The sequence below is a fragment of the Lutimonas halocynthiae genome, from assembly GCF_030409835.1.
Lineage (GTDB): Bacteria > Bacteroidota > Bacteroidia > Flavobacteriales > Flavobacteriaceae > Lutimonas > Lutimonas halocynthiae.
The window spans coordinates 43,781-68,076 of sequence record NZ_JAUFQO010000005.1 but is presented as its reverse complement, the minus strand read 5'-3'; the positions used below and the strand labels follow the sequence as shown (position 1 = coordinate 68,076).

Here is a 24,296-nt window from a genome sequence, read left to right as displayed (position 1 = left end):
AAATGAACAACACCAAAGCTATTAACCCGCGGCAGACAGGTCATAGCCCTTTGTTATTTTCAGGCTTACTTCTATCTCATTGAGATCAAGTGTGTACAACCAATATGTAAGTCCGAGCCTTGGTTCAATTTCTTTCTTCTTACCGCTAACAAAAACGCTATAGTTTTTATTTCCTTCAATCAGTAGTTCTTCCGGTTCTCCTTTTGGTCAGTTTTTTAAGAAAGAAACTATAATACTTATTAAAATAATTGCTGTACCCATTCTGAAATTCCATGATCCATATTCAAAAATATCAAAGTTATTCCTATTGAATCATAAATCCCATGAATCAAAACAAGTAGCAGCAAATTATTTCTATTTTTAATAAAGATCAATGAAATAATGAAAGACCATAAAAAAGCAGACACTGCTCCAATGAGACCTTGATAGACATGAGATACTCCAAAATAGAGTGACGTAATAATTGCTGAGACTAACCAAGCCTTATTGTTATTACCTAATAACTCAGCTAATGCTTTCATATAATAACCACGAAACAGGAATTCTTCTCCAAACGCTGCAAACAACCACATGATGAGCATTAAAACTATATAACCAACTAAATTTCCTCTGATATCTTCTATAGATGACAAATCATATTCACCCAGGAATGACTCAAGTACAGGGTCTATAAAAATGCCAAAAACAAAAAAAAGGACTAGCGATATTATTAAACTCTTTAAAACGGTTTTCCAAGTAATTTTCATCCCTATTCCGAATTTTGCCCAATTAAATTTGCTACCTCGCAAAATTAGGAATGCAACCCCAAGGCCAAAGAAAAAGACGAAATTGCGATCAATAAGCCCAAATATTGGTGCAATGAGCATTATCAAAACCACTGCATAGGGCTTGTTTAAATAATTGTATATTTTGGTTTTCATTTTTTATCAATTTGGTTATAATTTTTTCATTTTCCCATCAGCTGATATTCGGTAGTATTTACCTTCTTTTATCAGTAAACCTTCTGACTTTTTATTAGGCCAGTTTTTATTGTAATCTTTTGGATGTTTTACGTCAATGGCAAATACCTTTCCCTTGTATAATTTCTTAACTGACCATTGTAAGGTATGTCCAACCACAACGGCTTTAGCATTAAATTGATCAATTCCTTTCTCCACCTCTTCTTGAGATAAATCATCATTGAAATAACCTCTGTACCAGCAAATTCCATTCTTGTTAGAAAGAATTAATTGCGCAACCGATTCTTTAGGTTTAGGAAAGTAAGACTGATCATAATGGTCTCTATTGATTTGGTTGACTTGTTCGATTGTAATGTCATAATTTGCAATGTCGGGATGTATTCCGCCATGCGTAAAAAGATATCCATTAATAAGTTCCAGCGTGTTTTTAGACGCCATCCACTTTCCTATAAATGAATTCTTATTATATAGATCGTGATGTTGTTTCCCTAGTATCGATGCAACGCCATAATACTTATAGGAAGCGGACTTGAATTTTCCTTGCATATTGTACAATTCATGATTTCCTATAATAAAATGCACATGTCCGCCTTGCTTATTAGCTTCTTGCTCTAGCTTATAGATAAACCATAGAACTTGAGTTGTTGAAAAGCCTCTATCAACAAAATCACCGACCAAAACAAGATGTCCTTTACCAAAAATCCAATCTAAATTTTGGTCTATAACCATATTGGCGATCAGAAAATCGCGAAATGTTTTATAGCCACTTTCAATATCCGAAATGGCTAAAATGACCTCCTCATCATCATAAGTTGACTGTGGACTCTTTATATCCGATCGTATGTTGAAATCAAAGCCGGAACCATCAAGTGGAAAATAGCAGTTCGCGAATATTTCATCATTTGTATGATGTTCGGTTTTATCAAGATAAAAACCATCTGTCTTGTTGCCTCTTATATAATTAACATTTAAAGTACTATCCGTTTCATAAAACACATAAGGGCCTTCTCTTTCCAGGTTTATTGCTTGCGGATCTTCTCCATATTCAAAACTCCCATTTAGCGATATTACAACCGTGGCACCCACTAATAACAAGCTTATGATCGTTCCGAAAATATGCTTTAGATATCTTGCTATTCTTTTCTTCATTTCAGTTATGTTTGAATTAATTTCCAGCAAAACTAAAATCAACTTCGCCCTTCATAAAATAATAGTGACGAACACATCTTAACAAGGGATGCAAAAACAGTATCGATGTATCAAGTGATTTCATCCCACTTTGCACTACTTTGAATGCGTTTACTAGGTTGTTTGTCAACTTCTTTTGTTATGACGTTCAATCCTCTTAATTTAGCCCAATGGCATTCAACATAAATAAAAAGAAATGGTACGTAATTATTAGTTTTGCTGCAGCAATAGCACTTCTTCCAATACTAATAACTGCTTTTGACTTAATTAAAACAGATAAAGAATCTGTCGTTTTTTTAGAAGGGTATCCTGACTTATTCATCATATTTATCCTGTTATACTATATTCTCTTAATTGTTTTAGCCCTTTCATGGTTTATAAAACAAGTAATTTCCTTTTTCAGGTTAAAAAATGAAAGAGAAAAAACAGAATTACTTCATTTAAAAAGTCAGGTAAATCCGCATTTCTTTTTTAATACACTTAATAATTTATATGGCCTTGTTGGGACAGACGCGAAAAAAGCACAAGAATTAATTCTTAAGCTTTCAGATTTGATGCGATATAGCATTTATGAAGGTGAAAAAGAGGTCGTGTCACTAAAAACAGAAGTTGATTATTTAAACAACTATATTACGCTTCATAAAATGCGATATCACAAAGAAATTGATATTAAGTTTGAAGTTGAAATTGAAGATGAAGATGATTACAAAGTAATGCCTTTGCTATTTATAATTCTATTAGAAAATGCCTTTAAACATGGTGTGGAGAACTTGAGCAAAGATGCTTATGCCTATTTTAAAATTAATGCAACGGACAACAAGATTTTATTTGAAACAGAAAATAATTTTGACGTGGAGCAAACTAAAGGAGACAATGGAATTGGCTTGAAAAATTTAAAAAGAAGATTAGAATTGGTCTATCCAAAAAAACATAGTCTAACTTTTTCTACAAAAGAAAATGTGTACAAAGCACAATTAACACTGCAACTATGATTACATATTTAATTATTGATGACGAATATATAGCCCATGATATTATAAAAGGTTATTGTGATTTGTTGCCTAATATGCAGTTAATGAAAAATTGTTATGATGGTTTAGAAGCATTTGAGTATTTGAGTAAAAATGAAGTTGATCTGATTTTCTTAGACTTGAATATGCCAAAATTAAAGGGTTTCGATTTTTTAAAAACATTAAAGAATCCACCAAAAGTAATTGTGACTACTGCCTATCAGGAATATGCACTTGAAGGCTATGAGCTTAATGTTTCAGACTATTTATTAAAACCATTTGGTTTTGACCGTTTTTTAAAAGCAATTAATAAAACGTTCAGTTCACCTGCCACTAAACATGTCGTTCCATCTCAAAGCAATAAAATCTCTAAGCGTATTTTTCTAAGGAGCAATAAAAAATATACCCAAGTAGAAATTGATTCTATTTTATTTATTGAAGCGTCAGGAAATTATACTAAAGTGATCACAACACTTGAAACAATTACTATTCGAGAAAAAATATCAATCGTTTTAGAGTTGTTGCCAAAAGACGATTTTTTACAAGTTCATAAGTCATTTGCTGTTGCACCCAAACATATTAAAAGTATTGAAGGAAACAGAATATTAATTGCTGACCACATTGTTCCTGTTGGGAAAATATATAAAACAAATATTCTTCAATTATTGAAGTAGGGTGCTTGGGTTAATAATTGCTAAATCATTGCATATGAAGCGCATTGTGTAAAAAGACGCAGAATTTTCTGACCAGCCTACCTGACGCAATTTGCAGCGTAGACCAGAAAAAGTAATTACTTATGGCTATCGTTCTGTTCCGTTTTTACTTTTTAACTTCTCAATTTAATTAAGTAGGAAGCCTTTATGCTCAAATGGATTTGTAAATACCAACTAAAATTTTTGAAATTTCCGACATTGAAGGATCTTGTTCTTGAAGTGTATGCGGCCCTTCAATTGTGATTATGTCCCAATTCCTTGCTTTGGCCTTCGCTGGTGCGCTTGTTGTTCTCATATATCCAAAAATTGACATCGCTTCAGTGGCAAGGATAATAGTACCGTCTGTTTTAACGTCATTCACAATTTCTACTCGTTCCAAATATGATTTTAACGGATGTTTCGACATTGTTGCGATGGGTTCTCTCAATGCATCTGCTGTTATAAGCCATCCATCTCCATTTTCTTTTGCAGATTCCATTGAGATACGCGCAACCTCAGGTCCAAAAACATCTAATGTATTTTCTCCATGGTCAGCTGGTGCGCAATCAATATATACCTGATGTTTTATCTTATTTCCAATTTTGTCAACAACGCCCGAAATTACTGGCCCACCATATGAGTGAGCCACCAAAATGATATGATCTAAATTATTCCATTCTATTAAATTCACAATGTCATTTATGTGGGTAGATATGCCTGTCTCTTTTGATAATAAATGATTCTTTTCACCTAGACCAGTCAGCGTGGGGTTATATACTGTATAACCTTTAGAAACAAGGTCAGATTTGAGTAAATTCCACTGTCCTCCCCATTGAAAGGTGCCATGTACCAAAACAAAAATAGGTTTGTCAGTCTTCTCCTGTGCATAAATGTTAGACGAACAAAAACAAATAGTCATGAGAAAGAGTAAAAGGGTTTTGATTGGTTTCATATTAAATGTATTTATTTGTTTTAGTTTTTCAAAGGTACAACGTTAAATGTATGATTTCATAACGGATTTCGGGCTTCAAGCCTATCAAATTATTATCCAAAATTTATGCGAATGAATATACTAAAAACCTCTGAAACCCTTTTGAATTATGTCCACTATTGTATACTGTCAGTTTTAATCGTCAATTGGCTTTATATCAAAAGTTCTCATATTTCGTGCTTGAAAATCAGGAATTGGAATATCATTAGGAGCAGGTTTATTTATCATTGTTGAATCAAAACCAAGTACTCCCTTAAATTCAATTTTTAAATCATCACGTTGATAAGCCATATCAAGATATTTATCAAAGTAATAGGTAGTGTCGTTTTTATTCTATCTAAATTGTTTTGGTTTCAAATTTTCACTTGCATTTTCTACGATTTCTAAAATTCTCTTTTTTCTTGTATCAATTCTTTTAGCAGAAACCACCCAGTACAATAAACCCTTTTTAACGGATTTACTTAGGGTATCAAAGTATTCAATTGAGCCCTTATGATTTGCAAATTCTTCTTTTAAATCTTCTGGAATTATAAGTGATTCAACTCCATCCAAAATTATCCAAGAACCATTTTCTTTTGCAATTTCAATGCTTTTGAAGCCTTCTTCTTCCATGAGCCCTTGGTCAATTAAGGTTTTCACTTTATCCTTATTTATCTTAGACCAATTACTTTTTGCTTTTCGTTTGCTAAAATACTGTTTGTATTTCTCACTGTCTATTGCCCTTTTGGTGCTATCAATCCAACCAAAACAAAGGGCTTCATCAACTGATTCACTCCAATCTAGGTTATGGTTCGGAGATTTTTTCTTATAAAAAATGAGCCAAACTGCATCTGTTTTTTTATGGTTCAATTTGAGCCATTTTCTCCAATCTTTTTTATCATGAGGACAATAGTCTTCAACATCTTTCATACGCTAACTTTGACTTTTTCGAATGGCTTGCGGATTGTGAATGAGTAGTGCAATAAAATAATATCACTTTTTTGGTAAGTTCAAAAATACAATAAAAGCACAAAATATATGGTATGTGCTTTCTTAGCCATTACTTATAAGCATTGTTCGCAACAGTTTTTTAGTTGTTAAAACAATAATATCCCTCCCCATTTTAAGAGAAACATTGTTATTATTGTAAATCCAACACTATAGAATACTGCGCCTTGCCAATATGATAATCTCGCTGGCCAATGTTTCCACATTTTTATTCCATATTCTTTTTTGACATCACCACTAGTCAGCATCCAAAAAAGAAAAACGAATGCTAAGAAAATTAAAAATGCTATTAATAATACCCAAATTTTTTCCATTTATTAAACTTTTAGTATTGTTCTTAATTGTAACCAACGGTAAGTATAAACTGACGTTTCAATGCCGTTTATATTGTTGACATCAATAGTTTTATCCTTATGGAAGCATGTTAAATTAATTTGCCAATATTTTTCCGTTTTCTGCGGGGCGAACTGGTAAATAGAAATCCATTTGAGTCTCGCTTTGCAAATCAATTAATTGATTCCGGGTTTCGACTTTTCTCAATCCAATTTGTTCTCTAATCTCATTTGACTTTGAGACTTCATTTTTCTTTAACTGCTTGACATAACCATAAGACCCTGTAGACCATCCACTTTCAACCGTAATAAACCAATCGTCTATCCAGGCAAAACTTGCTGGAGACAAGTTACCCTTATTAATGGAAGACAGGAGGATTGGCCTCAGAAATGGATACAAAGTATCTGATTTACAGTAGGCTTGAGAAATTGAATTATGTCGGCTCAGAATACCCTGCCCCCATGGCTCATAACCAACTAGTTTTTCCCCAGGGAAACCTTCATTCTCGATAATTTCCATTAATCTTGACAGATGCTTTTCATTTAGTGGAGCAAACTTATTTTCACCAAATTGATCCTGGGATTTTGATCCTATACGAAATACGGATCCCAGTGCTTTTCTTTGATCACGGAGGCTCATTTCACGTACTTCAGCCCTAATCTCCTGATTGATGTTCTGATTAAAAACATTTCGAAGAGAATCATATTGACTTTTAATGACAGTCCATTCATTTTGCTGAAGCAGCTCTTTAAGGAACTTGTTTCCTTTAATGGATTTCATTTCCCAACCACCGGCAATTCCCAACCTAAGGTATTGATAGGCTTCATCCTCAAGGTTCAGGTGCCAGGCAATTTGCGTAGCAACTTTATAATCTCGAACAAAAATAAAGTTGTAATTCTCAAAAAGCCTGCGATAAATATTCAGGGCTTCGACAAATGACTCTTGCACAATGAGTTCTTCAGCCTGATACACTTCAGAATGATATGCGGAATAATCATTTCTAACAGAAAATGCTGTTGATAGTGTAGATAGAATTAACACAAAACTGAGTATTACTATATATTGTTTCATAGTTGATGAAGCCCTGGTTTTCTTACCTGAACAATGTCAAATTGACCTAGTAAGTGTGATGCTGTTTTTGAGACATAAGTTAATTCTGCTTACCAAGGTATTGTGCATGGTTTCGTAGCGTTTCGTAGCAAGTTAATAAAAAGAAAGAAACCCACTGTTCAGCAACGTGAGTTTTCCGAAAGGAAAATCAAATATAATAGACTATAGACATTATTGGTAAGAGTTTTTTATTCTTTAAAATATTTTCTCCAAATATTCTCTTTCCAAAAAATAAAAATAGAACCAACAATAAAAACGATAGCTGTAGCTATTCCCACTGCGCTATAAGATGGTTTTTCTGGTATCCTTAAACTCAATTCAGAAACAAATGCCGCATAAAGTCCTAAAACAGAATAATACATAAACCACATATGAAGCACTCTATGTTTTCTATTAATTCTTTTTAAGAATAGCGGTAACAAACCAATAATCAGCGTTACTAATCCAGCAATGGCCAAAACATGAAATACCCCAAAATCACCAGTAATATTGTAAACTCCTAAAGCTGAACCACACACCAAGAACATTGATAAAACATATAAGTACCCAACTTGTTTGTGCAGTTTTGTTCCTTTTGGCTTACATAAAATATAGGTTCCAGCAAGTATTGAAAGCATAGCTGTAATAAAGTGAAACCAGCCAAGTTGGGTATTGACAAAATCATGCATTATTAAGATTTTTTAATTCAAATAAAAAACCAAAAATCGGATTATAATTTTGTTTTCGAAATGTTAAGTTACTGAACTGTTGAATTTATCAGATGAATTGTTCAAATTGACACCAACGTGTTCGTTTAGGTTAGTTGTGCAGGTGAGAACTAAATTAGTCAAGAGTATCTCTTTGCAATTCAACTATAATTTCATTTTTTCGATTAAAAACTTCATAAGGCGCATTATAACCCAAAAAGTAAAATCGATCAGAATAAGTTATACCCTCAGCATCTAAAGCTGATTTTAATTCTAGTTTAAACTTTTCTATTTTTTTATCATTAGCCCAACCGTTAAAATTTATTGCAGCAACAGTTTTTGCAGGCTCTTCCTTAAATTCTATAAGTGATTGATCAGGTTTAGGAAGCATTTCTTTTTTTAATTCCTTTGGAACCATAAACATCATAGTCATAGAATCTTCTAATGACATAGTTACTGGAGAGGTCATGGCTATTTTTTCATTCCTTTCATTACCCCCAAAAATATACCCTGCTAAAATAGAGAACCCTTTACCTGAAGAATTCTTAAATCCTTTAGTTGCCAGTTTGACGGAGGTAAATAAAGTAGCTTCATAACTTCTTATTTCAAATGTGTCATATTTTTTAATCACTGTATAAGGGTAAGTTTCAATATTCCTTTGGCTATTAAAAGCAAATAACTGTATAACCACAAAAGCTATTAGTATTACCCCAAGTAAGATTAATAATATCTTCATTTTTGTTTTAAATTGCCTTCGTCCTATCTGGTCCATCAATATCAAAGGTGCACAAGGCATTGCTGTCCGTTTGGTCCTCGATCATTGGTTAGCGGTTTGTCATAATAAAGTACAAAGGCTTAGAATATCAAAAGTTGCAGGTTTGAAAATGCAATTTTCTGATGTTTAAAATTAATGATTTTTGTTTTAGAAACATTCCATTTTACTGAATTAAGCAATTTTTCATATGCATTGTTAGCAACCGTAATTTATTTTCTAAGTTATCATTATTACTTTTTTGAATAATTTTTTAACAACAAATTGATTGTTTGAGTTATCGCATAATCATTATGTGAATTCATCATAAATACTATACCTAACTCATTCTCTGGCGATATTCCGGCAAATGAATGAAACATCATATTGCTACCTCTATGATTATATCTTAAATTTTCTGCTGGTTCATATCCAAGTGTAGCCATTGGTCTTGTTAACTTTAAGTTACTGTTTGGAATAATTTATTAAAATACTTGTGTAAAATTGTAACATTTAGGCCTCCTTTCACGTATAAGTATTGACACGCCTTCACTATTTAACTAAAATTTCAATTTTTTAATGAGACAACTAAAAATAACTAAGCAGGTTACGAATCGTGAAACTGCTTCATTAGACAAGTATTTGCAAGAGATTGGTAAGGTTGATTTGATTACAGCCGAGATGGAAGTTGAATTGGCACAAAAAATAAAACAAGGAGATCAGGTCGCCTTAGAGAAATTGACTAAAGCGAATTTAAGGTTCGTAGTTTCTGTTTCGAAACAATATCAAAATCAAGGATTAACGCTACCTGACCTTATCAATGAAGGTAATTTGGGATTGATAAAGGCAGCCAAAAGGTTTGACGAAACAAGGGGTTTTAAGTTTATCTCTTACGCTGTTTGGTGGATTAGACAATCTATTCTGCAGGCTTTGGCTGAGCAGTCGAGGATTGTAAGATTACCCTTGAATAAGATTGGATCGATCAATAAGATCAATAAGGCCTTCGCACGATTAGAACAAGAAAATGAAAGACCTCCTTCTGCAGAAGAAATCGCATTGGATTTGGATATGACTGTTAGTGATGTAAAGGGATCTATGAAAATTTCAGGTCGCCATGTATCAATGGATGCTCCGCTAATTGAAGGAGAGAACTCTAATCTTTATGACGTTTTAAACTCAGGAGAGTCACCAAATCCTGATAAGAGTTTGTTGCATGAATCATTAAAAATAGAGATCTTAAGGGCTCTGGAAACTTTGACCCCTAGAGAAGCGGATGTTTTAAAACTTTACTTTGGCTTAGGAGATGCACTCCCAATGACGCTTGAGGAAATTGGTGAAACCTTTGATCTTACCCGTGAAAGAGTAAGACAAATTAAGGAAAAGGCAATCAGAAGGTTGAAACACACTTCAAGAAGCAAGATATTGAGAACATATCTTGGTTAGACAGATAAATATATATTTCCTTTAAATCTATAATTGATATTTATTGGGTTTTTGATTCCCTTTATATCTTCATATACAATACCTATAGGAATTGTCTTATCCCATCGAAGGGAATGAATTTGTTTGTGCTGAGAAAAGAAATGTTCCATTGGATTGTCTTGTATTTCAAAACCTGTTGTAGAAACAATCGCAACACAAATTAGCCAAATGCAAATGAAATTATTATAAATCTGAATATTATCCTTTTCAGTCTTTTCATGATTAAACTAATTTTGATTAAAGCTCACGTTTATCCGGCGTGACTGGCTTTTTCTGACCATGAAGCGTCATTTAGAAAAGGATAATAGTGAATACCTCCTTTTATCTATTAATTAAATTAGCATAAAAGACACCTTCTTGATTCATGAAAGTGCCATCCTTTCTGTTCAAGTCTAATCGTCCTCCTTCAAAATTCGTTGCGAGTAAGTCCAATTCCTGATACATACACGCCGTAGCAGCAAAGTCCCATAGGCACCCTCCACCGTTTTCTTTTTTTGGAAACTTTAACATACATGCAGGGCCATTTTCCAGTACAAGGATGCCATTCAAAACTGAACCTGCTCCAGCAATTTCTGTCAGCCCATTCAAACCCAACTTCTTTACATTTTCATGTAGCAAGCTTTCTATTTCGGCTGCACGAGGTGTATCCTTCAGCTTTCGATCTGTCACATAGCTCAAATGGTCATTTGAATGCTTAATTTTCCAAGGACTACCATTCTTAAAGGCGCCATTTCCTTTGATAGCATGGTACAAGGTATCCGTGCTGGGATCAAACACTACTCCAATGTGCGGTGTCCCGTCTTTTGCGACTAAAGCAATTGATACAGAAAAACCAGGTTGTTTATTGATAAAAGCAAGGGTTCCGTCCATCGGGTCAATGCACCAAAAAAAATCTTCTTCGAATCGACTCCCATCATCTTCGGTCTCTTCCGATAAAATTGCTATATCAAACGCGTCGCAGGTAGGAAGTAGATGAGAAAGAATTACTTTTTCGCATTCTATGTCTACTGCAGTTACAACTTGTGAGGCATAACTTGCCCCTCCCTCCTTTTGCTCTACTTTAACGTCATCATTCATATACTTCTGAATAACTTTTCCTGCGGCAAGAGCTGCCTTGATTGCTATATTGTTAAGTTGTGATAGGTTCATTTCTATAGATTATTGATCACTTCTTTTGTTATACGTTCACTATAACTATTTATCTTCCAGTGACCGGGACTCCACCCTTTTAAAAAGCGATGAAAGTCTGCCCAGGCTACTCTATATAAAGAGCGCCATTCAGTTTCCAGCGCTTCATTTCTTTCGTTCATTTCACTTTGCAAATGCTCAAAATAGGTATCCAGGATTTGTGCTTCCAAACGTTCACAGTCATTTTCATTCAGACAACTTCCTATAAAATACGCTACATCTTTCATTCCACACCCGCCACCTACATACTGAAAATCTAAGGCTGCAACCTGTCCATCTTTGGCAAAACAGAAGTTTGCCAGTTTCGCATCGCCGTGAACAAAGGTTTTGTATTCACATGTGTTTAGTTTTTCATCGATGATAGGAGCTGCCTCTTTCAACCTCTGATCATCCAATACTGCTAATTCCTGAGGTCTGGTCTCCAAATGCCAATAAGTTCCTACTTCCCAAAGCCCATCTGGTATTTTTCCCAGGTAACTTGCGTGAAATTGTGCCAACCATGCCAAACACGCAGCTATTTCTTCCCATGTGACAACACTCTTACGTAAAGGATAGCCAGCTTCATCCAAATCCTCCATCACCATCAGCACCTCATCATCTTTGGTCTCAATGGTTAAACATTGCGGCAAACGGGCAGTGCTGCTTTTACTGTATCTGTCATACCATGTAGTTTCTACTTTGTATGACTTAACTTTTCGTTGATGACCGATATCAGTGTTCCATCCGCGGGGGTGATTTTTATATATGGGGATCTGAACGTGCTTTATAACTACACTTTCGACTGAGGCATTCTCCAATCCGATTCGCATGATTTTCCCATACCCACTCCACAATTCCTGGATGGTCTCTTTTTCAAATAAAGAAGAAGCTCCCGTACACTGCAGAATGATCGATTTAAAATATTCATTCATAGGCCTCAAATATAACAAAATGCTAGAGCATGTTTAACATTTATGTTTTCATGCGAAGCTACTCAGTTCATGGTTCTCACGAAGGAAGAAAATTTTGTAATTCTCCCAAGGAAGCTAATAGCGTGATTTAGGCGGTCAGGAACTTTGATGTATATAATAAGAGCTAACGATAAGTCTAAACGGTCTTGGTAACTGGCATTTTACCTCTTACTTCATTCAGCTTCATTGTCATTGAAATAGCTTTGTTTTCAACCCAGTCATTATATTCCTCAATAGCTTTTAATCTCAAATCGTTGTCTAAATATTCTTCTTCAACCATTTGAATAGAACCAGCAACTTTAGACCAAATCCCAACTTTTGAGTTAAAATCAGCTCTATGTTTTTCGTAATGTTCGTCTGAATTTATCTTTTCAATTTCAACCATTCCAATTTCTTTCATAAGGTCAGGTAAATCATCTGCAATTCCATTATTCATTCCAGCATCACTTCTCCATTTCAAAAAAGTTTTATAAAACTCTTTCATACTTTTTGGAGGTTCTGGATTCCATTCTAAATTATTGTGATTATAATCTAAAATTGAAATTCTACCATTTGGTTTTAACAATGATTTCATTTTTAATAAAGCTTCTTTCGGATTATTTAACCATTGTAAAGTTCTTGCCGAAGTAATTAGGTCAAATTTCTCGCTAGATTGAAAGTCAAATAAGTCAGAATGTAAAAGATTTAAATTTTGGATGTTTTTATATGTTTCATTTCCACTTTCTATAAACTTTGCTGTATTATCTATTCCTGTAACTTTTCCCAATTTACCAACAATGTTAGCAATGTCTTTAGAAATAGAACCAGTTCCGCAACCAACATCTAAAACAGAGATTCCTTCTTTCAAAATCGGTTCAAGAGTTCTATAATCAACTTTTAAACTTCTATTATCAAATATTTTTGTGGCTGTTTCTCCGTCTCTTTTTATATGCTTATTGTCTTTCATTTAACCATTTTTTTTGCTTCTTATCAACGATTTGGATATGAGCAGCAGCTCCTCCATGATCGTTGATTTATTATTAGGCGCTGTGTTATTTCCATCAATGGAATATAACAACCACCGCCAAATTGCATCGCAGAATTATGTTCCTCAGAAAATACCTGGAATCAACCGATAACGCACACGACGTGCATAATCCCGATAACCTGGTAATTCTTCTTGTAAAGTTTTATCCTCCAGCGTGGTCCTTATCACGGCAATGATCAATGCTATTATCGCTGGAATAATTGTCCATACAGATCCTAAGGCTAAAACGACTCCCGCCAGTGGCGGAATGTTTCCGGCATAGCCAGGATGTCTTACAATCCTATAAGGGCCGCTGTCACATACCACATGCCCGCGCTCCTTCTGAATACGCGTCACAGATGAAAAGAAGCGGTTCTCTATTATTGCCCATGAAGCAAAAGCAAATCCAGGTATGATCAGTATGAAGCCAAGTATGTTGAGCCATATCGGAAATTCGGGTGACCATCCAAAGTGGTGATCGAGTCCGGCCACAATAAATAATGGAAAGGATAAGCTAAATGCCATTAAGGGAGCAAGTACCTTATCCCAAGGCTTTGCGTTTTGATCTTTTCCAAATTTGCTCCGTTCTACCATTAATCCCGGGTGCCTTTTTTCGGCTAAAACCCGTGACCCTATTCCTATTCCTACAAACAATACTGAATACAACCATCCCTGCCACCAACCTAAGTCCCACCCCATTGTTAGAAGAACCACTGGCATCAGTAAATACATAAAAATTAGTCTTATCCAAAAACGTGCCCCTGCTTTTTCATACCCATGTTGATCAACATTCTTCGGTACCATATTTTTTCCTTCTTTTAAAATTGTATTTCTTTCTGAGAACTTTTAGAAACAATATTGAACCTAACGTATTGGTTATGAGCAGTATCCTCCCCAGCAGTTGATTCTATTTTATTTGTTTGTTCTTACTGTTATTTTCGTTGTGTTAAGAAATTAAGCTATTTGTCATACCCACTGTTACGCTCTCATTATTCATTGAAATTTGTATCAAAAATCAGATAAGCTATAAACAACAAAAAATAAATAGTCAGATAGAACAAATAGAAGTTTCTAAACTTTTTATATTTGAGATTGTCGGGATAAATATTGCCAAAAAGGCCCTTAATTTCTTTCCAAAAAACAGGTTTAATGTTTATTAACCAACTATCTGTTTGATAGACAATTTTGCGAAATTTACTTCTGTAATAACTTAGTGGTAATCCCCAAGCCACAAAAAGTATAAACCAAATATTTTTAGTAATAAAATCCATTGTCATTTATTTTTTGGGAAACCATGGAAAAAAGGAATTTGTTTTTTCAATGTAATCTCTGTATTGAGGTTTTGTCTCTTTTAAAGTTGTTTCAAGTAAGCTCACACCTGATATTTTAATAATCAATAACGTCATTATAATAGAACCTATTATTTGCCAATAACTTCCCGCTGCTATACTAAAAATGGCATATGCCCACCAAACTGCGGAGTCTCCAAAATAATTTGGATGCCTGGTGTATTTCCAAAACCCTGTATTTAATACTTTTCCTTTATTTTTAAAATTACTTTTAAAACGGGCCAATTGAAAATCGCCACCAGCTTCAAAAGTAAATCCAATTAGCCACACTAAAATTCCTACATAATCCAGTACATTAAGGGTTCCATTACTAGCACTTGCACTAATACCCAAAAGGGGTAAAGAAACAATCATAATCAAGGCTCCTTGTAATAAAAAAACTTGAAAAAAACTAAACCACCAATAACGTTTAGGACCATAATTTCTTCGGAATTCCTGATATCTGAAATCCTCTCCTTTGCCAATATTTCTATATGCCAGATAAATTAAAAGCCTAAGTCCCCAAATACTAACCAAAGTTAGAATCAATATTTTCCTAGCATTTAGTTCTCCTGACATAAATACGTAAAATGCATTAACAACCACAAACCCGAAGCCCCAAAAAATATCTACAATACTTACATTTTTTATAAAAACACTCCATATCCATAACAGCGTTACAAGAGCTAAAATGATTAAGGTTGCTTGAAAAAATAGAGTTATCATTGGTTAACGGTTTTTTTATTATAAAGCACAACGTGATGATTATGAGCAGTATTTATCCCCAATATTGATTATGTTTTATTGTTTATTTTAACTTTGATCTTCGTTTTATTACGAATTAAAGCTAGTACTTATACCTGTTATTGTAAAGAGTTTATCTATAAATTTTCATCTTGTCTCAATTGACGGGAAACGGACTTCCAGTTTGTGATATCTTTGACATTAATATTTTTTGTTCAAATAATTTTGCAACATCTGAATTCTTTATCTCTGGTGACAGATTTTCATAGGCGTTTTCAATTGCTATATCATACCCATAGCGCATTTGACTCATGGCAAGATACCAGAATGAAACATATGATTTGGGATACTCCTTTGAGAAATCTTTTATAATCAATAATGTCTTCCTTTTGAATTTTTCTTGGGCGGTATCGGAAAGTTTTTGAATTGAATCATTTGAAAATTTCGAGTTATTAAGACTGCCCATTGCAATGAATAATTCTTCTCTTGAAGGTTGCCTCCTTTCTGCCAGATTAACATCTTCGCTATGTACTGTCGAATTCTCACAAAATATATTTGGTTTTATAATTGGGCTCATTTCGTCAATTTTTATCAATTGGTCTTTTGATTCCATGATAAACTGATTAGTTATTGAGTTGTCAGTTCTTATGCGAAATGGTAAAGGTGTTGTAAATTTTGTACTCAATCTAAATTTGAATTTTCCATCCACTACCATAGCAGTATCTTCTCTGAAATTATTTGAATAGTATAGTGTATCAATGGCTGGGATCAAATATATTTCACCGTCAAAATTTTTAATTTCTCCATTTATTATATAGAATTCGGGAGATTCAATCTTGTTACACGAAACTAAGACTGCTAAACCGATAATTAATAGAAGAGAATTTTTATTCATATTTTGGATTTTGATTTAATTGTGTAAAGCGTTTAATATACGAATAGTAAGGGATTGAAATACTCTTACTTTTCGGTTCAGCACTTAGCCGAATTTATTTTTACTTCTTAAAATTAGCTGGCCTTACCTTATTAATAACTTCTGTACTCACCCAATAAAAGTTTGATAATCCGCCTTCTTCGTTATATCTACTAAAAAATAAATATTTGCCATCTGGAGTAATACTAGGGCATGTTTCAGCAAAATTAGAATTGACTGTATTTCCAAGGTTAATTGGTTCTGTCCATGTTCCATCATTTCCTTTAAAATAGACATAAATATCGCTTTTTCTTTGATCATTTTCTTTGTTTCGTGCATTCACTACTAAATAATCTTGAGATGGAGAGATAAAACCGTGATAACCATATTCAATTCCAACTTCTTGTACTTGAGGGAATTTGCCATTTACATTAGGTGCATAATACATTTTTCGTTTTGACACATTGGTATAAAAAAGATCACCGTTTTTTGCTTGATTAGGATAAAAAGTAAAATCTTCATTTACGGGGGAATCAAGTTGAATTGCCTTACTCCAGGAATTCTCAAGACGATTTACATACCAAGTTTTAACTGATTCTTTATGGTGAGGCAATGTAAATGCGTCATGGGCTGTAAAATAAATTTTATCACCATTAGGATTCACAAACGGATGCATTTCTCCAACTTTTTTGCCTTTTGTGAAATTTGCTTTTTTAAGATTTATCCATTTTTTGCCTTCTAGTTTTGAAAAATAGATGCTTGGGTCTTCGTCCTTTTTACTAGCTGAAAAATAAACTTCATCTAAATCAGGAGAAAACGAAATAGCATGTTCATATCTTCCGTTTAATGAAATAATACCAGGAGCAAAAATTTCAGGAATTAAACTTGGAGGCTTTTGTCCAAAATATGCGTTTTTTGTAGTTGGCAAACCACTTTCTTTTGATTTCTGTTTGTTAGTATTGCAGGCATTAAAAAATAGTGCGAATACAAGAATTAAAAATAGAAAGCTGTTATTTCTCATTGTTTAAGTTTTTATAATGTTTGGTAACGTATAACCAATGTTGTAACCAGTTTTTTATTTCCTCCATTTTATCCGTACCGCAGATATTTTTTCAAGTTCTAGTCTGTTTTTATCTAACCTTTTAAATCCGTTTTTTAAATAAAAATCAATAGGCGATATGTAAATTTCTCCATTTCTCCTTCTATCGCTGTTATGGTCAATTACCCAACCACTTAAATCAATCTCTTTTTCTTTTGCAATTTTAAGAATTTTTGTACCATGTCCTTTTCCTTGAAGTTTGGAATCTATAACTATTGCAAACCATTTTTCACCCTCTCGTATAAAGTCAAAATACCAACCTTTAATTTCTTCAGTTTCATTAATCATTAAAATATGAGATTGCTCAGTCAAGTTTTCAAGATAATTTTCAAAATCCTCAAGAGTATTATAATTCAATTTTTCAGGGTATTCGTTATTCCAAAGATTAAGAACTTCTTGTTTATTAGTTTTTGATAGTTCTTTCAGTTTTATAAATTCCACTTTTCAGTTTTGACTGGTTAAATTGGCTACAATGGTTTGGATATGATTAGTTGTGGATTGATTTAAATTTTCTTTTTCATTTCTGCCAACGTTCTCTGTAAGGAAAGCTACGTGTTTTAAGCGCTGAAATTAGAAAGCAAATCACAGATAGAAAGTCTGCATGGCTTTCGTAAATTAGCTTTTACCAACATTTTTTTTACACGGTGTCTTGTGTTGTTTTTATTTATTTTTCAATTTTATCATAATTTTTCAAGGTCTTTAACGCCCATAGTGTTTGAATACCAGCCCACTCTAATTTTGTTCCTTCACTAATGCCATACCAAGTATCCCATTGTCCATCTTCTTTTTGTCTATTGATTAGTTCATTTAAGTCAGATTGGATTGTCTCTTTGGTGAATAACGAATATAGAATGCTTTCGGAAGATGTGGCATAATTTAAACTATGTGGTTTTCCATAAAGACCCCAACCGTCATCAGATTTATCTTCACAAATTATTCCGTTATTCGATATCCAGTTTTTTAAGTCATTTATTGTTTTTATTGCTTTCTCTTGACTCTTAGTGTACTTCAAAAAAGTTAACCATCTTGGTACACATAAATAGCAAAAAACGTGTTTATCCTTTATTCTCTCAAATTCACCCCAAACAAACTGTTCCGCTTTTTTCATCCAAGGAATATCAATCTCATATTTTTCCAAAATTCCAAGTAGTGGTGCAGTCGTGCTTAAAGCACTCCATTCTTTAACTGTTTTAAAATGCGCTTCACAGGGATAGGTGCTTGTGGGTTTAAACATCCACGGAATTCCACCATTTTCTGTTGTTATGCTTTCAAAATAGGGCATAAAGTCATTTAGAATAATTTCTTTGGTCAGATAACCAACTTCATCTAACGTTTCAAGTGCCATAATGCTAAAGAGGGGTTGACTCTCTGGTGATGCAGTATCTGGTTCCATTCCATGCCCAAATCCACCATCAGGATTTCGGTAAGCATAAACGGCGTGAAAAACACCATTCATATTTCCGTTTACAAAATGAAATTCAAATAAACGCCTTTCAATCATTCTTGCATTTGTCAAAATGAAGTCCCTCGCTTTAAGATAGTTAACTTTTGATAGTTTCATTGGTTATTCCTACTGGATTCTAATTATACACGACGGTCTCGTGAATCAATAGTCGTGGTTTTATACTCACTAAGCTTCAGATTAGCACTGACCTATGTTTTATGCTTATATTTTCGTTTTGTCGATTAAACCGCTATTAATGATACTTTGTTGACAACAGTTTTATCTCTTTTCTTCCCTTAAAATTTTCTCCATTTTACGACCTCTGGCCAATTCATCAATCAGCTTTTCCATTTGTCTACATTGTTTATACAATTCAAACTCATCCTCTATTTCTTCAATTCGATAACCACAAACCACTCCTTTAATCATATGTGCGTTTGGATTTATTTTGGCTTTTTGAAAAAATGTTCTAAAGGTTGCTTTTTCATCAATAAGTGCTTGTAAAGCATCCTGATCAAAACCAGTAAACCATTTAATTACTTGATTGAGTTCTTCTTTTGTTCTTCCATTTTTCTCTAATCTATTGAGGTAAAGTGGATAAATGGATGCAAATATCATATTGGCAACCTTTTCATTTTTTTCGGCTGTAACTTTCATATTGATTGATTTAAATGGTGCCAACAGAGGAGGTATGAGCTTAACTCATCCAGACTATTGATTATGTTTTATTGTTTATTCTTACTTTGATTTCCGTTTTGTTATGAATAGAAGCTATTGCTTATACCCGTTGTTGGCAAATTAACTCCATTTCAATCTGAAATTTTCATTCCATGACTAACATTACCTGTATCAATTGAAATAAAGTCAATTTTTTGTTTGGTATCCAAACTATCTTTCACTCTAAAACTCAAAGGTTTTGGGGATAAATCTCCTACTATTTTCACTGTGAGTTTCAAAATCAGATTCTCCCTTTAAATCTGAACCAGCAGGAATTGCATCTTTGATATCAGAATTATTATCATTTTGACTAAATCCAACTATAGATAATAATGTAAAAAAATAGAATCAGTATTATATTCTTCATTTGTTGTTTTAGCTTTTTGCTAACGATTTGTGTATGGTTCGTTGCCATAAATCGGTTATATTTTTCGACGAACAACGAAGTTAATTAATTCAAGTGAATTTCCGCGAGGGAATTCCGCAGCAATTAACCTGCCTGCAGGTAGGATATATAAGATGTTAGTCATTGTGATTTTCCTACTAAATTTATGTACCAATTTATCTGCTGGCTCGTCAACCTCATTATCCCAATTCACTTTTTATTGTCATGGCATTTCGTCATCTGTACTTACCCGAAAATGGACTCGGCCAAGATTTTTAGATCAAGCAGGGTTTACCAGCCTTCCGGAAGTGGATCGAGTAATTGCACAATAGAAGATGGAAGAGGCGATTCTGGCAGTTTGCGCAGCAGCTTAGCGTATTCGGGATCCTGAAAACCTTTTGCCGCATTCCAATATAGCTGTGCAGCGCTTCCATTACTGTGGGTCCGAAGTTGCATAATAGGCCATTCTTTCTCACCGAGAATAAATGGCGTCATATAGTCTACAGCGAGTCTTATGCTCCGGCCTTCTAAACTGCGATAAGCAAAGAGGTCGTAGTCGAGATGCCGACCAAGACGGGCCACAGTAATTAGAGCCCGGGCATTGTAAATGCTGTAGCTTAGCGACCGAGTGCGGATGAGCTCCTGCGGTTGCCGTCCATCAATGAAGACTTGTGAAAATATACGTGCAGGCATGCCGTCAAGTTGTTTGCGCGCTAGGTCGAAATTTTCGCCATAGAGTGCGTAAAGAATGAGTTGGGCATTATACCAAGAACCATGGTTGTTCGGTTGCATGGACTCTTCGATACCTGTAGGGCTTTCCACCATCCAAGTTGCGAATTGGCTAAACCAACTGCGCAATGCGTTTGCGTCTTCTTCTGTCCACCCTGGAAAGGATTCCAGTAGAATCGCACAATCGATCACCCAGCGCATACGCCATGCCTCTAAGACTCCCGATGGGCTATTATAATTGTGACCACGGCGTTTCTGGCCGAACTGCACATTAGGATTCATATTCGTTGCAGGATCGAGGAACCAAGCGCGAATTTGCTCAACAGCACTTTCCGCATAGCGCTCGTCGCCGGTAAAATACCAAGCAGGTACCAGCGACGTGACTCTATCAACCATAGCTTTAATCCTCACGATGTCGGAAGTATTACGATCAGGATTTACTTCTCCGTCGCGCCAAATGTAAGGGCCATCTGGGTTCTCAGGATTCGGCCACCAATAAGGGCTATAACTGTAATAGTCGTGTGGGTCACCGCTTGGCGGAAGGGCTCCCTCGTCAACTACGTTGGCGACAGGTTGCTCAAGCGCGGCATCGGCGTCTTTTACAATTTCTTTCAAGGCTGTAACTAAATGTGGATTGCCTGTTGCAAGTCCTACTTTTACTCGCGGAAGTTGATCGCCTTGACCAAGCAGCAAGGATGGCGTGGCATTGGCTTCACTGTCCTGGGCGAAAACTAATGACGTACCTAGCAACAATGAGAATGACAGAGAAAGATAATGGAAACGTAGCTTAAGAAGTGTATTCATGATGTGAAATTTTAAAAACAAATTTTGAGTTGAAAATTTAGGTTAATTGTGGCTAACGTTTTGTGTATGATGCGTATCCCAATTGGTATGCACTATACACTTTGTTGTAAACAGTAATTATTTCATTTATTTCCATTGTTCCCAACTTATCTCCCTTCCAGGATAGGCAACTTTTTGAAATGGCCAATCTTCCGAAATCCATTTTTTAACAGATTCAAATAAGATCGAATCAAGTCGATTGCCTACTTCACTTGCCCTTACCCACATGGTGATACTTGCATCATAATCTCCTTTAGTTGTTGGATTAATATATAGACAACCAAGAACTTGGTTTTCATCTATACTAACAACAGTATAGGCAAATGAACTTCTCATTTGAAATTCCTTTTGATGCCATCCCAAATCAATTAAATTCTGTTCGAAGGTAAAATCCTTTGAAGGCCAATTAGATGTCGGATACATTGCCTTTAAATGCTGAACACTAGACATTACAGCATCGTAATCTTTTACAACATCGTTAACGGAGAGCATTCTAATTCTAAAGTGTTCATTTTGCAATGTGTCAGGCACTTTAAAATCAGTCGGGATAAAAGGTTTGCTTTGAGTCATAATTATATGTTACAATCCAATTGAGAAGATTGATGTCAGAATGATTAGTGTTTTTTTCATGATGTCTATTTTTTGGCTACTACTTATGGTATCTGTTTTGTTGTGTGTTTCAACAACTAAATTAGCAAATACAAACCGAAACTGCGGGCAGGCAGGTTATAGCCGTTGTTGGCCATCGTTTTTTATTTATCTTTTGCAATTCTAAATCCGAATCCATCATTTCGTGTGTTTATCGGTGATTGATACCTTACTTCTGGCATATGAATTCCATATTCTAAAGGTTTTCCGTCAGCTCCTTGTGTGTCATAAAACCAACTTACACCCTTTGAAATCTTGCCGTTACCATCCGGTGGTCCTCGTGGATTGACTTTACTGACTAAACTATCTTTTTCAGGATTGTACCAATCAAAAACCCATTCTCCAACATTTCCTGTCATATCATAAATGCCAAGTTCATTAGGTTTGAGAAGTCCTACTTTGTGAAAAGTGCTATCAGAATTTTCTCTAACCCAACCAATCTCAATTGGATTGTTACTTCCACTATATTTAAATCCTTTGCTCTTTTGGCCTCCTTTTGCCGCATATTCCCATTCCGCTTCGGTTGGTAATCTTCCTCCTGCCCATTTAGCAAATTCATTCGCTTCGTCCCAGGTTGCGAGCATAGGTTTTTCACTTTCCCACTTATAGTATACTTTCTTTCCATAAGCATTTTCGATTGGTGGTTCTGGCATTTTTTTTCCTGTGCTCTTGCTAAACTCTTTAAATTGTTCAACTGTGATTTCATATTTGCTAATGTAGAAGTCACTAATTTCTATAAATCGATGAGGACTTGTAAAACCCTTTATAGAATCTCCTTTTGGACTGATTAAAATTTGATTTTTGCCTTGTTCAAATGTTCCGCCTTTTACAAAAACCCAATCGATTTCTGTAGTTTCTTGTTTTTGTTTACAGGAAATAAATACGAAAAATCCAATTAATATGAATTTTAGTTTTTTAATCATTTTGAGTTCGTTTAAATTAACGCCAACGGTGTGGATATGAGGAGTAGCGGATTTTTACACACTAATTTTTCGGTTTTACAATGACCTCTATTTTATTAATTCCTTGTTGTTTATGCACTTAAACCACTATTTTTTATATACGTTGTTGGCTTTCGTTATTTGTTAAAATAGATAGCATTCAATTTACTTCCAATTTATATTATATAGTTAATAATTGAATTAAGTTTTCTGTCTTATTCAAATGCAGTTTTAAATAATTATTTAAATAGTTTGCAGATATCGCTTTTAGTATAGCTAATTCATTAAATAATTCTCGAGTTGTGTTATCTGTATAGTAACCCTTTGGTAACATTTTACCTGTATAATTTCCTTTTTTAAAATATGTAGAATCTAAAAATACAGAATAATCCAATATTTTCTTCGAAATAGTTCTATTGCTTTTATAAGCACTTCTATAGAATTCACCTTGTTTGATTAATTCTGAAATAGACATTTCAAAGGATATAATGCTGTCTTTCACAGCTTCATTAAATAAAACTAGTTCACCCGCACTTTTCAATTGACTTAAGGTGTTTTCATTATTTTTAAATGTTCCAATATTCATACAATACTTCCTGAATAGAACGTGCAGAGAGTCATTAATACTAGATTGATATAAATCTTTATTTTTAAAAGTAATTAAGGTGTCTAAACCATTAGATGTTTCATTCTGAAATTTGATTAACTGGTTTAACGCTAGTGTATCTTGAATTAAGTCTCGAACCAAGTCTTTGGCGTATTGTTTGGCCATATGTTTTCCTTTTCTTTCCTCATTCCAATTGTTAATCTGCAACGCTATTAAAATTCCAATGACCACCAAGACAATTTCTCCAAGTGCATATTTGAAATACCTGCCTGCCGGCAAGGCAGACTTTCCAGTTTTGTTTTCCATCAGAAGGTTTTGTCTAATTTGTCTAAATAATTTAATCATCTTTTTCACCTTTAATTCCAGCGCTGCAGGCTGGCTCGTTCGTTAAAAATGTCTACTAGACGTTTTCTTCACACTCCGTCCTCTAAAGAATTTTATCATTAGTTAGTGGTTGGTTATAATGAAGCACAACAGTGAGCATATGAAAAGTTGCCGACTTTGAAGCACTGATTTTCCAATTTACTATAAATCTAAATTGGATTACAATGCTCTATTTTCGAAC

At 34.3% G+C, this 24,296-nt stretch carries 26 protein-coding genes; 3 read left to right on the top strand and 23 right to left on the bottom strand.

Going from position 1 to position 24,296, the window contains the following annotated elements; genetic code table 11:
- Positions 1-239: 239 nt before the first annotated feature.
- A complete protein-coding gene (locus QWY87_RS10920) occupies positions 240-920 on the bottom strand; it encodes a CPBP family intramembrane glutamic endopeptidase (protein ID WP_290291102.1) in 681 nt (226 codons plus the stop codon).
- 15 nt (positions 921-935) lie between these two features.
- Complete coding sequence (locus tag QWY87_RS10915; protein ID WP_290291100.1) at positions 936-2,108, bottom strand: metallophosphoesterase; 1,173 nt, start codon at positions 2,106-2,108, stop codon at positions 936-938.
- A 209-nt stretch (positions 2,109-2,317) separates the two neighbouring features.
- Here QWY87_RS10915 and QWY87_RS10910 point away from each other — a divergent pair, with 209 nt between their 5' ends.
- Positions 2,318-3,139 carry a sensor histidine kinase gene (locus QWY87_RS10910; protein ID WP_290291098.1) on the top strand — a complete coding sequence of 274 codons (822 nt, stop codon included), beginning with the start codon at positions 2,318-2,320 and terminating at the stop codon, positions 3,137-3,139.
- Positions 3,136-3,831, top strand: a complete 696-nt coding sequence (locus QWY87_RS10905) for a LytR/AlgR family response regulator transcription factor (protein WP_290291096.1) — start codon at positions 3,136-3,138, stop codon at positions 3,829-3,831. The genes QWY87_RS10910 and QWY87_RS10905 overlap by 4 nt, the downstream gene beginning before the upstream one ends.
- A gap of 190 nt (positions 3,832-4,021) precedes the next feature.
- Here QWY87_RS10905 and QWY87_RS10900 read toward each other — a convergent pair whose 3' ends face one another.
- The 7 genes from QWY87_RS10900 to QWY87_RS10870 form a co-directional block, all read right to left on the bottom strand.
- Entirely contained in the window at positions 4,022-4,801 is a 780-nt protein-coding gene (locus tag QWY87_RS10900) for an alpha/beta fold hydrolase (RefSeq protein WP_290291094.1), read from the bottom strand.
- Positions 4,802-4,975: 174 nt separating this feature from the next.
- Positions 4,976-5,131, bottom strand: coding sequence for a hypothetical protein (locus QWY87_RS10895; RefSeq protein WP_290291093.1), 156 nt, complete (start codon positions 5,129-5,131; stop codon positions 4,976-4,978).
- A gap of 42 nt (positions 5,132-5,173) precedes the next feature.
- Complete coding sequence (locus QWY87_RS10890) at positions 5,174-5,749, bottom strand: YdeI/OmpD-associated family protein (protein ID WP_290291091.1); 576 nt, start codon at positions 5,747-5,749, stop codon at positions 5,174-5,176.
- 167 nt (positions 5,750-5,916) lie between these two features.
- The gene (locus QWY87_RS10885; protein ID WP_290291089.1) at positions 5,917-6,141 is read right to left on the bottom strand and encodes a hypothetical protein; all 225 of its coding nucleotides are present in this window, start codon (positions 6,139-6,141) and stop codon (positions 5,917-5,919) included.
- 115 nt (positions 6,142-6,256) lie between these two features.
- Positions 6,257-7,231, bottom strand: coding sequence for a hypothetical protein (locus QWY87_RS10880; RefSeq protein WP_290291087.1), 975 nt, complete (start codon positions 7,229-7,231; stop codon positions 6,257-6,259).
- A 227-nt stretch (positions 7,232-7,458) separates the two neighbouring features.
- The gene (locus tag QWY87_RS10875) at positions 7,459-7,938 is read right to left on the bottom strand and encodes a DUF2306 domain-containing protein (RefSeq protein ID WP_290291085.1); all 480 of its coding nucleotides are present in this window, start codon (positions 7,936-7,938) and stop codon (positions 7,459-7,461) included.
- A 154-nt stretch (positions 7,939-8,092) separates the two neighbouring features.
- Positions 8,093-8,692 (bottom strand): SOUL family heme-binding protein, encoded by a 600-nt coding sequence (locus QWY87_RS10870; RefSeq protein WP_290291083.1) that lies wholly within the window; start codon positions 8,690-8,692, stop codon positions 8,093-8,095.
- A 594-nt stretch (positions 8,693-9,286) separates the two neighbouring features.
- On the opposite strand from QWY87_RS10870, the gene QWY87_RS10865 reads away from it, so the two are divergent.
- Positions 9,287-10,150 (top strand): sigma-70 family RNA polymerase sigma factor, encoded by an 864-nt coding sequence (locus QWY87_RS10865; RefSeq protein WP_290291081.1) that lies wholly within the window; start codon positions 9,287-9,289, stop codon positions 10,148-10,150.
- A 360-nt stretch (positions 10,151-10,510) separates the two neighbouring features.
- Here the strand turns inward: QWY87_RS10865 and QWY87_RS10860 are convergent, their stop codons facing one another.
- From QWY87_RS10860 to QWY87_RS10795, 14 genes are all read right to left on the bottom strand, one after another.
- The gene (locus tag QWY87_RS10860; RefSeq protein WP_290291080.1) at positions 10,511-11,338 is read right to left on the bottom strand and encodes a 3'(2'),5'-bisphosphate nucleotidase CysQ family protein; all 828 of its coding nucleotides are present in this window, start codon (positions 11,336-11,338) and stop codon (positions 10,511-10,513) included.
- A gap of 2 nt (positions 11,339-11,340) precedes the next feature.
- A complete protein-coding gene (locus QWY87_RS10855; RefSeq protein WP_290291078.1) occupies positions 11,341-12,288 on the bottom strand; it encodes a phosphotransferase in 948 nt (315 codons plus the stop codon).
- Between the two features lie 175 nt (positions 12,289-12,463).
- Entirely contained in the window at positions 12,464-13,273 is an 810-nt protein-coding gene (locus QWY87_RS10850; RefSeq protein WP_290291077.1) for a class I SAM-dependent methyltransferase, read from the bottom strand.
- 144 nt (positions 13,274-13,417) lie between these two features.
- The gene (locus QWY87_RS10845; RefSeq protein WP_290291075.1) at positions 13,418-14,137 is read right to left on the bottom strand and encodes a methyltransferase family protein; all 720 of its coding nucleotides are present in this window, start codon (positions 14,135-14,137) and stop codon (positions 13,418-13,420) included.
- Between the two features lie 473 nt (positions 14,138-14,610).
- The gene (locus QWY87_RS10840) at positions 14,611-15,387 is read right to left on the bottom strand and encodes a DUF1295 domain-containing protein (RefSeq protein WP_290291072.1); all 777 of its coding nucleotides are present in this window, start codon (positions 15,385-15,387) and stop codon (positions 14,611-14,613) included.
- Between the two features lie 175 nt (positions 15,388-15,562).
- A complete protein-coding gene (locus tag QWY87_RS10835) occupies positions 15,563-16,300 on the bottom strand; it encodes a DUF4369 domain-containing protein (RefSeq protein ID WP_290291070.1) in 738 nt (245 codons plus the stop codon).
- Positions 16,301-16,400: 100 nt separating this feature from the next.
- Positions 16,401-17,339, bottom strand: coding sequence for a TolB-like translocation protein (locus QWY87_RS10830; RefSeq protein ID WP_290291068.1), 939 nt, complete (start codon positions 17,337-17,339; stop codon positions 16,401-16,403).
- 54 nt (positions 17,340-17,393) lie between these two features.
- A complete protein-coding gene (locus QWY87_RS10825; RefSeq protein WP_290291067.1) occupies positions 17,394-17,858 on the bottom strand; it encodes a GNAT family N-acetyltransferase in 465 nt (154 codons plus the stop codon).
- Between the two features lie 223 nt (positions 17,859-18,081).
- Positions 18,082-18,918 carry a hypothetical protein gene (locus tag QWY87_RS17900; RefSeq protein ID WP_290291065.1) on the bottom strand — a complete coding sequence of 279 codons (837 nt, stop codon included), beginning with the start codon at positions 18,916-18,918 and terminating at the stop codon, positions 18,082-18,084.
- Between the two features lie 222 nt (positions 18,919-19,140).
- The gene (locus QWY87_RS10815; protein ID WP_290291063.1) at positions 19,141-19,518 is read right to left on the bottom strand and encodes a DUF2200 domain-containing protein; all 378 of its coding nucleotides are present in this window, start codon (positions 19,516-19,518) and stop codon (positions 19,141-19,143) included.
- 736 nt (positions 19,519-20,254) lie between these two features.
- The gene (locus tag QWY87_RS10810) at positions 20,255-21,496 is read right to left on the bottom strand and encodes an alginate lyase family protein (RefSeq protein WP_290291061.1); all 1,242 of its coding nucleotides are present in this window, start codon (positions 21,494-21,496) and stop codon (positions 20,255-20,257) included.
- Positions 21,497-21,622: 126 nt separating this feature from the next.
- Entirely contained in the window at positions 21,623-22,105 is a 483-nt protein-coding gene (locus tag QWY87_RS10805; RefSeq protein WP_290291059.1) for a GNAT family N-acetyltransferase, read from the bottom strand.
- Positions 22,106-22,287: 182 nt separating this feature from the next.
- Positions 22,288-23,106: a formylglycine-generating enzyme family protein gene (locus tag QWY87_RS10800; RefSeq protein ID WP_290291058.1), complete on the bottom strand. Its 819-nt coding sequence runs from the start codon at positions 23,104-23,106 to the stop codon at positions 22,288-22,290.
- 199 nt (positions 23,107-23,305) lie between these two features.
- Positions 23,306-24,037, bottom strand: a complete 732-nt coding sequence (locus QWY87_RS10795) for a DUF6090 family protein (protein WP_290291056.1) — start codon at positions 24,035-24,037, stop codon at positions 23,306-23,308.
- Between the last annotated feature and the right edge of the window lie 259 nt (positions 24,038-24,296).

Excerpts from the sequence above, each read along its gene's own strand:
- QWY87_RS10920 (WP_290291102.1), bottom strand. The coding sequence starts at position 920 with ATGAAAACCAAAATATACAATTATTTAAACAAGCCCTATGCAGTGGTT.
- QWY87_RS10915 (WP_290291100.1), bottom strand. The coding sequence starts at position 2,108 with ATGAAGAAAAGAATAGCAAGATATCTAAAGCATATTTTCGGAACGATC.
- QWY87_RS10910 (WP_290291098.1), top strand. The coding sequence starts at position 2,318 with ATGGCATTCAACATAAATAAAAAGAAATGGTACGTAATTATTAGTTTT.
- QWY87_RS10905 (WP_290291096.1), top strand. The coding sequence starts at position 3,136 with ATGATTACATATTTAATTATTGATGACGAATATATAGCCCATGATATT.
- QWY87_RS10900 (WP_290291094.1), bottom strand. The coding sequence starts at position 4,801 with ATGAAACCAATCAAAACCCTTTTACTCTTTCTCATGACTATTTGTTTT.
- QWY87_RS10895 (WP_290291093.1), bottom strand. The coding sequence starts at position 5,131 with ATGGCTTATCAACGTGATGATTTAAAAATTGAATTTAAGGGAGTACTT.
- QWY87_RS10890 (WP_290291091.1), bottom strand. The coding sequence starts at position 5,749 with ATGAAAGATGTTGAAGACTATTGTCCTCATGATAAAAAAGATTGGAGA.
- QWY87_RS10885 (WP_290291089.1), bottom strand. The coding sequence starts at position 6,141 with ATGGAAAAAATTTGGGTATTATTAATAGCATTTTTAATTTTCTTAGCA.
- QWY87_RS10880 (WP_290291087.1), bottom strand. The coding sequence starts at position 7,231 with ATGAAACAATATATAGTAATACTCAGTTTTGTGTTAATTCTATCTACA.
- QWY87_RS10875 (WP_290291085.1), bottom strand. The coding sequence starts at position 7,938 with ATGCATGATTTTGTCAATACCCAACTTGGCTGGTTTCACTTTATTACA.
- QWY87_RS10870 (WP_290291083.1), bottom strand. The coding sequence starts at position 8,692 with ATGAAGATATTATTAATCTTACTTGGGGTAATACTAATAGCTTTTGTG.
- QWY87_RS10865 (WP_290291081.1), top strand. The coding sequence starts at position 9,287 with ATGAGACAACTAAAAATAACTAAGCAGGTTACGAATCGTGAAACTGCT.
- QWY87_RS10860 (WP_290291080.1), bottom strand. The coding sequence starts at position 11,338 with ATGAACCTATCACAACTTAACAATATAGCAATCAAGGCAGCTCTTGCC.
- QWY87_RS10855 (WP_290291078.1), bottom strand. The coding sequence starts at position 12,288 with ATGAATGAATATTTTAAATCGATCATTCTGCAGTGTACGGGAGCTTCT.
- QWY87_RS10850 (WP_290291077.1), bottom strand. The coding sequence starts at position 13,273 with ATGAAAGACAATAAGCATATAAAAAGAGACGGAGAAACAGCCACAAAA.
- QWY87_RS10845 (WP_290291075.1), bottom strand. The coding sequence starts at position 14,137 with ATGGTACCGAAGAATGTTGATCAACATGGGTATGAAAAAGCAGGGGCA.
- QWY87_RS10840 (WP_290291072.1), bottom strand. The coding sequence starts at position 15,387 with ATGATAACTCTATTTTTTCAAGCAACCTTAATCATTTTAGCTCTTGTA.
- QWY87_RS10835 (WP_290291070.1), bottom strand. The coding sequence starts at position 16,300 with ATGAATAAAAATTCTCTTCTATTAATTATCGGTTTAGCAGTCTTAGTT.
- QWY87_RS10830 (WP_290291068.1), bottom strand. The coding sequence starts at position 17,339 with ATGAGAAATAACAGCTTTCTATTTTTAATTCTTGTATTCGCACTATTT.
- QWY87_RS17900 (WP_290291065.1), bottom strand. The coding sequence starts at position 18,918 with ATGATTGAAAGGCGTTTATTTGAATTTCATTTTGTAAACGGAAATATG.
- QWY87_RS10815 (WP_290291063.1), bottom strand. The coding sequence starts at position 19,518 with ATGAAAGTTACAGCCGAAAAAAATGAAAAGGTTGCCAATATGATATTT.
- QWY87_RS10810 (WP_290291061.1), bottom strand. The coding sequence starts at position 21,496 with ATGAATACACTTCTTAAGCTACGTTTCCATTATCTTTCTCTGTCATTC.
- QWY87_RS10805 (WP_290291059.1), bottom strand. The coding sequence starts at position 22,105 with ATGACTCAAAGCAAACCTTTTATCCCGACTGATTTTAAAGTGCCTGAC.
- QWY87_RS10800 (WP_290291058.1), bottom strand. The coding sequence starts at position 23,106 with ATGATTAAAAAACTAAAATTCATATTAATTGGATTTTTCGTATTTATT.
- QWY87_RS10795 (WP_290291056.1), bottom strand. The coding sequence starts at position 24,037 with ATGGAAAACAAAACTGGAAAGTCTGCCTTGCCGGCAGGCAGGTATTTC.